The organism is Martelella sp. UBA3392, assembly GCF_002358775.1.
Taxonomy (GTDB): Bacteria; Pseudomonadota; Alphaproteobacteria; order Rhizobiales; family Rhizobiaceae; genus Martelella; species Martelella mediterranea.
The window spans coordinates 2,489-8,937 of the sequence record NZ_DEPM01000142.1 but is presented as its reverse complement, the minus strand read 5'-3'; the positions used below and the strand labels follow the sequence as shown (position 1 = coordinate 8,937).

At 62.7% G+C, this 6,449-nt stretch carries 6 protein-coding genes and 1 tRNA gene; 2 read left to right on the top strand and 5 right to left on the bottom strand.

The features are described from left to right. Nucleotides 1-43: 43 nt before the first annotated feature. Nucleotides 44-1,663, bottom strand: coding sequence for a bifunctional metallophosphatase/5'-nucleotidase (locus tag B4E36_RS10525; RefSeq protein WP_345900323.1), 1,620 nt, complete (start codon nt 1,661-1,663; stop codon nt 44-46). A gap of 173 nt (nt 1,664-1,836) precedes the next feature. Continuing rightward, nucleotides 1,837-2,373: a hypothetical protein gene (locus tag B4E36_RS10520; RefSeq protein ID WP_292059068.1), complete on the bottom strand. Its 537-nt coding sequence runs from the start codon at nt 2,371-2,373 to the stop codon at nt 1,837-1,839. 262 nt (nt 2,374-2,635) lie between these two features. Between B4E36_RS10520 and B4E36_RS10515 the strand changes: the two genes are divergently transcribed. Together B4E36_RS10515 and B4E36_RS10510 are read left to right on the top strand one after the other, a co-directional pair. Further along, nucleotides 2,636-2,938, top strand: coding sequence for a SelT/SelW/SelH family protein (locus tag B4E36_RS10515; RefSeq protein WP_292059066.1), 303 nt, complete (start codon nt 2,636-2,638; stop codon nt 2,936-2,938). A 102-nt stretch (nt 2,939-3,040) separates the two neighbouring features. Next, nucleotides 3,041-3,127, top strand: a tRNA-Leu gene (locus B4E36_RS10510). 212 nt (nt 3,128-3,339) lie between these two features. Here the strand turns inward: B4E36_RS10510 and B4E36_RS10505 are convergent. The 3 genes from B4E36_RS10505 to B4E36_RS10495 all read right to left on the bottom strand — a co-directional run. After that, nucleotides 3,340-4,092, bottom strand: coding sequence for a 3-ketoacyl-ACP reductase (locus B4E36_RS10505; RefSeq protein WP_292059064.1), 753 nt, complete (start codon nt 4,090-4,092; stop codon nt 3,340-3,342). Next, entirely contained in the window at nt 4,089-5,573 is a 1,485-nt protein-coding gene (locus B4E36_RS10500) for a GMC oxidoreductase (RefSeq protein WP_292059062.1), read from the bottom strand. Before B4E36_RS10500 ends, B4E36_RS10505 begins: the two co-directional genes overlap by 4 nt. Before the next feature lie 2 nt (nt 5,574-5,575). Then, on the bottom strand, nt 5,576-6,449 hold an 874-nt coding region (locus tag B4E36_RS10495; protein ID WP_345900322.1), incomplete at its 5' end, for an ABC transporter ATP-binding protein.

The window sequence follows — 6,449 nt, the reverse complement described above, 5'->3', positions numbered from 1 at the left end:
TAGCCCTGCCCTTGAGGGGGAGATCGTGGGCTGAGAGGCTTGCCTACTTCGCCACGTCGGTAATACGGCCGTCGGTATAGGGCTGGTAGGGGCTGTTCATGCCGATATATTCGGCAACGGCATCTTCCAGGTTGGGGCCGAAATCATAGGCGTTCATGCCCTTTTCGGCGAACACGGCATAGCCGTCGCCGCCGCCGCGCACATAATTGTTGGTGACGATGCCGTAGGTGGCGGTCTCGTCGATCGGCGTGAAGCCGCCATTGCCGTCGGCGACCTCGACCGAGACCACGCGGCTGCCCGGTTCTTTGCTGGAATCATAGGTGTATTTCATGCCGGCGACCTGCGGATAGCGGCCGGCGCCCTCCTCGATCTGCGACAGGCCGTTTTCAAGCGCTGCAATCACATCGGCGCCCTTGAGCTGGAAGGTCGCGATCGTGTTCTGGAACGGCAGCACGGTCAGCACCTCGCCCATGGTCACCGTTCCCGCGTCGATCGAGGCGCGCACGCCGCCGCCGTTCTGGATCGCGAGCGTGATACCCTGGTCGGCGACGCGCGCGAGCATGGCATCGGCCACGAGGTTGCCCATCGAGCACTCCTCGGCGCGGCAGACATTTCGGTCGCCGACGATCTCGCCGCCGGCTTCGCCGACTTCCTCGTTCTTCAGTTCCTCGAGCGGGACCGCCTTTTCGGAAATCCAGGCAAGAACCTCCGCGTCCGGCGTCACGCTGGCGTCGAGCAGGATCGGATCGCCCTTGGCCGAGGTCACGACGCCGTCATCGTTGAACACGACCTCGAGATCGCCGAGATATTTGCCATACTGGTTGGCCTGCACCACCGGCACCTTGTAGCCATCCGGATTGTCGACCATGGTCGGATAGGGGCCTTCGGCCTTCTCGTCGGTATTCGACAGAAGCGTGTGCGAATGGCCGCCGACGACCACGTCGATTCCCGGAATCACCGCGATCGCGGCGAGGTCGCGGGGATAGCCGACATGGGTCAGCGCGATGATCTTGTTGACGCCCTGATCCGTCAACACTGCAACCTGTTCCTTGATGGCATCGACATCGACGGTGATGTCGATGTTCTTGCCGGGATTGGCGATTTCCGGCGTGTCGTTGGTGACCGCGCCGATGATGCCGACCTTCTCGCCGCCGATATCGAGCACGATCGAGGGTTCGATCATGTCGTTGACGGAGGAATCGGCGTTGGTCTTCACATTGGCGGTGACGACCGGAAACTCGACGATATCGAGAAAGGTCTTCAGTCCGTCCTCGCTGTCGTCGAATTCATGGTTGCCGACGGTCATCGCGTCATAGCCGAGCATATTCATGAACTCGGCTTCCATCTCGCCCTTGTAGAAGGTGTAGAACAGCGAGCCCTGGAAATTGTCACCGGCGTTGAGCAGGATCACGTTCTTGCCCTCGGCCTCGAGCGCGTCGCGGGTTTCGTTGATCGCGGTCAGAAGCCTCGCCGCGCCGCCGAAACACTTGCCTTCGGTCTCATCTTCGGCCGAGCAGGCGGAATCATAACCGTTTATCGACTCGAAGCGCGAATGGAAATCATTGTTGTGCAGGATTTCGAGGTCGAAATCGGCAAGGGCGCTGCCGGCTGAAAGGGTCAGCGCGGTTGCCGCGAACAGGGCGGCTTTCGAAAGGGAATGCATGGCAAACTCCTGGTGCAGAATAAAACGCGGCACTTGCCGCCCGGCACTTAACTTCACATGGGAATGTGACGACGTTTTAAACGGTCGCGTCAAGTGCCGATTTCAGGAGAGGGCATAAAAGCGGGCCTCCCGGCCGCGCGAGCCGGGAAAAGGCGAGCCGCCAAACCGCGTTGTCAGAAACTGCCGCCGGTCCCCGCGCCGGAGAAATTCACCGATGGCGTGGCGGCCGGCATCGACGCGGGCGGCGTCATGGTGTTGGCCGGCATTGTCTGGGAGGGTTGAGCGCTCGCCACCTGCTGGGAGAGGTCGGGCAGGGTGAAGCCGACGGGGGCCATGCTCGGCTTGTAGAGCGAGAATTTCGCGCCCTGGCTCGGCGTGCAGTTCATCAGATAGGGGGCCACCAGCGCGCAGTTGACCCTGGACTGGGTCCGGCGCAGCACCGAGGTCAACTCGATTTCGATCAGATTGCCGGTCTCGGTGTAGGTGCCGATGGCAAGCGTGGTGTTGCTGTCGGCCGAAAGCGTCTCGAACCGGCCGCCGGCAAAGCGCGATATGATCCCGTCCTTGTCGCGCCATTCGCCATCGACGGCGGAAACGGGAGCCTGCGGCGCGGACGGCGTCGAAGGCAGACGTCCGGACTGGGGCGTGGTGGTGCAGGACGCGGCAAGCACTGTGCAGCAGACGAGGGTCAGGATCGGGATCGTTTTCACGGGCGCGCTCTTTCGCAATCGGTTCGGGTACAAGAAAGGCTTATCTGGCTTCAAAAATCAACTGCAAGAAGGCTGACTTGGTTCCATCCCCGCCGCACCGTTGCATGGAAGGCTCACTGCCCGCTTTCGCGTCATGGCCGCAAAACCGAACCCGGCATGCGCCGAAACGCCCTTGTGTTTTCCGCTGTCGCGGACGATGAACCGGTATCCACCGGACCCGAAACTGTTCTATTGAGAGGCAAACGCGAAAAGGAGGCGGCTGATGGCTGAAAAACCGAGAATCCGAATCGTCTATTGCAGCATGTGCAACTGGCTGATGCGTTCGGCATGGATGGCGCAGGAACTGCTCTCGACCTTCTCGCTCGAAATCGGTTCGGTCACGCTCGAGCCGCGCACCGGCGGCATTTTCGAGATCTGGGTCGATGATGAACTGATCTGGGAGCGCAAGCGCGACGGCGGCTTTCCCGGGCCGAAGGAGCTCAAGCAGAAGGTCCGCGATATCGTCGATCCCGAGCGCGATCTCGGTCACGTCGATAAGGTCGGGGGCGCCGGAACGCAAGACTGAAGGCGACGCTCGATCTGCTTTCCGGGGCGCGGAAGTTTTTGTCGCGAAAACGTCAAATACCCGTTGACTAATGCCGCCACGCCTCTTAAACGAGCCGTCATTGCCCAGATGGCGGAATTGGTAGACGCGCCAGCTTCAGGTGCTGGTACTCGCAAGGGTGTGGAGGTTCGAGTCCTCTTCTGGGCACCAATTTCATGTTTCGGAACGTCCGTGGATGTTCTGAAACGCCGCAAAAAGCCCGGTTCGCCGGGCTTTTTTGTTTTCCGGCTTACCGACAAGGCACAGTGTCGTCCGACTGCATGTCCGAACTGCTGCCCGAGGAAGGCAAAGGCGCTGCCGGCGGCTGATGGCGATCACCGCGCCGCGGCAAAGGCTGCAAAGCTCGCCTTACGGAAAACGTCTCACAGTCTTGAAATCGAAAGCCCGCCATCCGCCGCGATCACCGAGCCGGTGGCGAAGGCGAAGTCGCCGCGCACGAGCGGCAGCACGGCGGCGGCGACGTCCTGCGGCGTGCCCCAGCGGGCGGCGGGGACGAGGCCGACTTCGATGCGGGCGGTGTATTTGTCCTTCACGCCCGCCGTCATGCCGGTTTCGATGATGCCGGGGCGGATGTCGAAGACTCCGATATTCTCTGAGGCCAGTCGCGCGGCGAACAGTTTTGCGGCCATTGCGGCGGCTGCCTTGGAAAGGCAATATTCGGCGCGCTCGATAGAGACCATTTCGGCACTGACCGAGGTGATGAAGATGATCGAGCGGTAGCCCTCATCATGGCCGAGCATCCGCTTTGCGGCTTCCTGGGCGAGGAAGAAGGCGCCCTTCAGGTTCACCGACATCACGAAATCGAAGTTTTCCGGCGACAGGTCGAGCATGTCGCCGCGGATCGGCGCGCCGACGCCGGCATTGGAGACGAAGGTGGTGAGCGGCCCGAGATCGTCCTCGACCCGGTCCAGAAGGGTCGGGATCGCGGCGATATCGCGCACGTCGTGGCGATAGTAACGGGCCTTGGAGCCAAGAATCGCGAGCGCGTCTTGGACGATCGGGCTGTCGGGGTCTGTCTCCGCTGCAATTGCAACAGAATAGCCCGCTCCAGCGAGCATCGTTGCGATGCCGAGGCCGATGCCCTGCTGGCCGCCGGTGATCAGCGCGGTTTTCATGACGCAAGCTCCCGTTTGATGGCGTCGCCTGCCTTCAGCGCCAGCGCCGCGATCGTCAGTGACGGGTTCACGGCGGCTGACGTCGGCAGCGCCGATGCATCGGTGATATAGAGGTTGTCATGGTCGAAACTGCGGCAATCGGGATCGAGCACGGCGGTTCCTGGATCATCTCCGAGCCGCGCGGTGCCGCACTGGTGCGAGGGCACGCGGCCATCGAACAGGCGCGACAGCACGATCGGAAAGCCGGCGCGCCGCAGCGCCTGCTTCATCCGCTTCACCAGCCGGTTGTGCGCCTCCATATTGGAGCGCCGCCACAGGAGCTGGATGTCGTTGCCGTTCAGCACCACCCGGCTTTCCGGGTCCGGCAGGTCCTCGGAGATCGCGTAGAAATCAACCGAATGGCGCGAAAGATGGGTTGCGAGCGCCATCGGCATGGAGGGCGTCGTCGCCTTCAGGATTTTCGGCACCACACGGCCGAGCAATTGCACATTGCCGAGCGGCGGGCCGTTATCGCCGTCGGCGAGATACCAGTCATTGATCGCGAAGGTCTTCTGGTAGACCGCGTCATTATGAAAGCGCGGATCATAGGCGATCATCGCGGTAGCGTTGTGGTTCATGAAATGGCGGCCGACCGCGCCGGAGGAATTGGCAAGGCCGGACTTGAGAAGAAGCGCGGCGGTCTGCACCGCGCCGGCGGCAAGCGCCACGACCCGGGGCGTCACCGTGACGGTTTCACCGGCCTGCTCATAGGTTACGCTGGCGATGCGGCGGCCATCGGGAGCCGCCGTCAGTTGGGTCACGCGGGCGCCCATTTCCATGCGCACATTGTTATGATACAATGCGGCGGCGAGGGCGCAGGTCTCCGCATCCATCTTGCCGGAGCGGGTATCGGGATAGCCGTCCCAGCCGTCATTGCCGTGGGAAAGCCAGCGATCGAGATCGACGCCGAGCGGCAGTGCCGCCGGGTGCAGCCCCGCCTTCTCCAGCCGGCGACGAACGGCCGCGAGGGCCGGCTCGTCCGGTATGGCCGGATAGGGATAGGGCCCGGCATGGGGCGGCTCGGTCGGGTCCTCGGTGAAATCGCCACGCACCTGATAGAGCGCTTCGGCGGCATCATAATAGGGCGCGAGCGTCTCATAGGGAAACGGCCAGGCGGGAGAGATGCCGCCGAGATGCTCCATCGCCTGGAAATCCTGCCGGCGGTAGCGGTAGAGCACCGCGCCATAGAGCTTGGTATTGCCCCCGACATTGTAATAATTGCCGGGCGAGAACGGCTTGCCGGTCTCGTCCAGCCAGGTCTCATCTGAGCGGAAGGCGCTGTTTCTATAGATCCGGTCCGGATCGCGCGCAGGCGCATCGTCGGGGATCTGCTGCCCGCGTTCCAGGATCAGGATCTCGGCCCCTGTGGGGGCGAGGCTTGCGGCAAGTGTTGCCCCGCCCATGCCGGAGCCGATGATGACCACATCAGGCGAAACCTGCATTTCTATCGGAGCCGCTCTTCGGTTTTCGGGTCGAAGGCGACGGCCTTGTCCATGTTGACGGCGAAGGGGAAGACATCGCCCGGCTTGACCTCGACATCGGCGCGGAACCGGGCCGTGACCTCCTTGCCGCCCATTTCGGCGACCGCAAAGGTATCGGAGCCGGCGGGTTCCGTCACCTCGACCCTGGCCTTGATGATGTGCACGGCATTCGACGAGCGGTCGACCCCCAGCTCGTCGGTGATCGCCTCCGGGCGGATGCCGAGAATGATGTCCCGCCCTCCGTGATCGGTCATCGAACCATCGGGGAAGGGCAGTTCGGCGTTGCTGCCATCGGCAAGCGCGAATTTCGCCACCGCCCTGCCGCCTTCGACCGTGACCTTGGCCGGAAACAGGTTCATCGAGGGCGAGCCCATGAAACCGGCCACGAACATGTTGGCCGGATTGTCGTAGATTTCCTTCGGCGTGCCGAGCTGCTGCACATGGCCGCCGAACATCACCGCGATCCGCGTCGACAGCGTCAGCGCTTCGATCTGGTCATGGGTCACGTAAACGATCGTGGTGCCGAGCTTCTGGTGCAGCTTCTTGATCTCGGTACGCATGTCGACGCGCAGCTTGGCATCAAGGTTGGAGAGCGGCTCGTCGAACAGGAACACGTCCGGATCGCGCACCAGTGCCCGGCCCATGGCGACGCGCTGGCGCTGGCCGCCGGAAAGCTGGCCGGGCTTGCGCTTCAGAAGGTGCTTGATCTGCAGGAGATCGGCGACGCTGTCGATCGCCTTTTCGCGTTCTTCCTTCGGCACGCCGTGCATTTCGAGCCCGAAGGAAATGTTCTCGCCGACATTCATGTTCGGATAGAGCGCGTAGGACTGGAACACC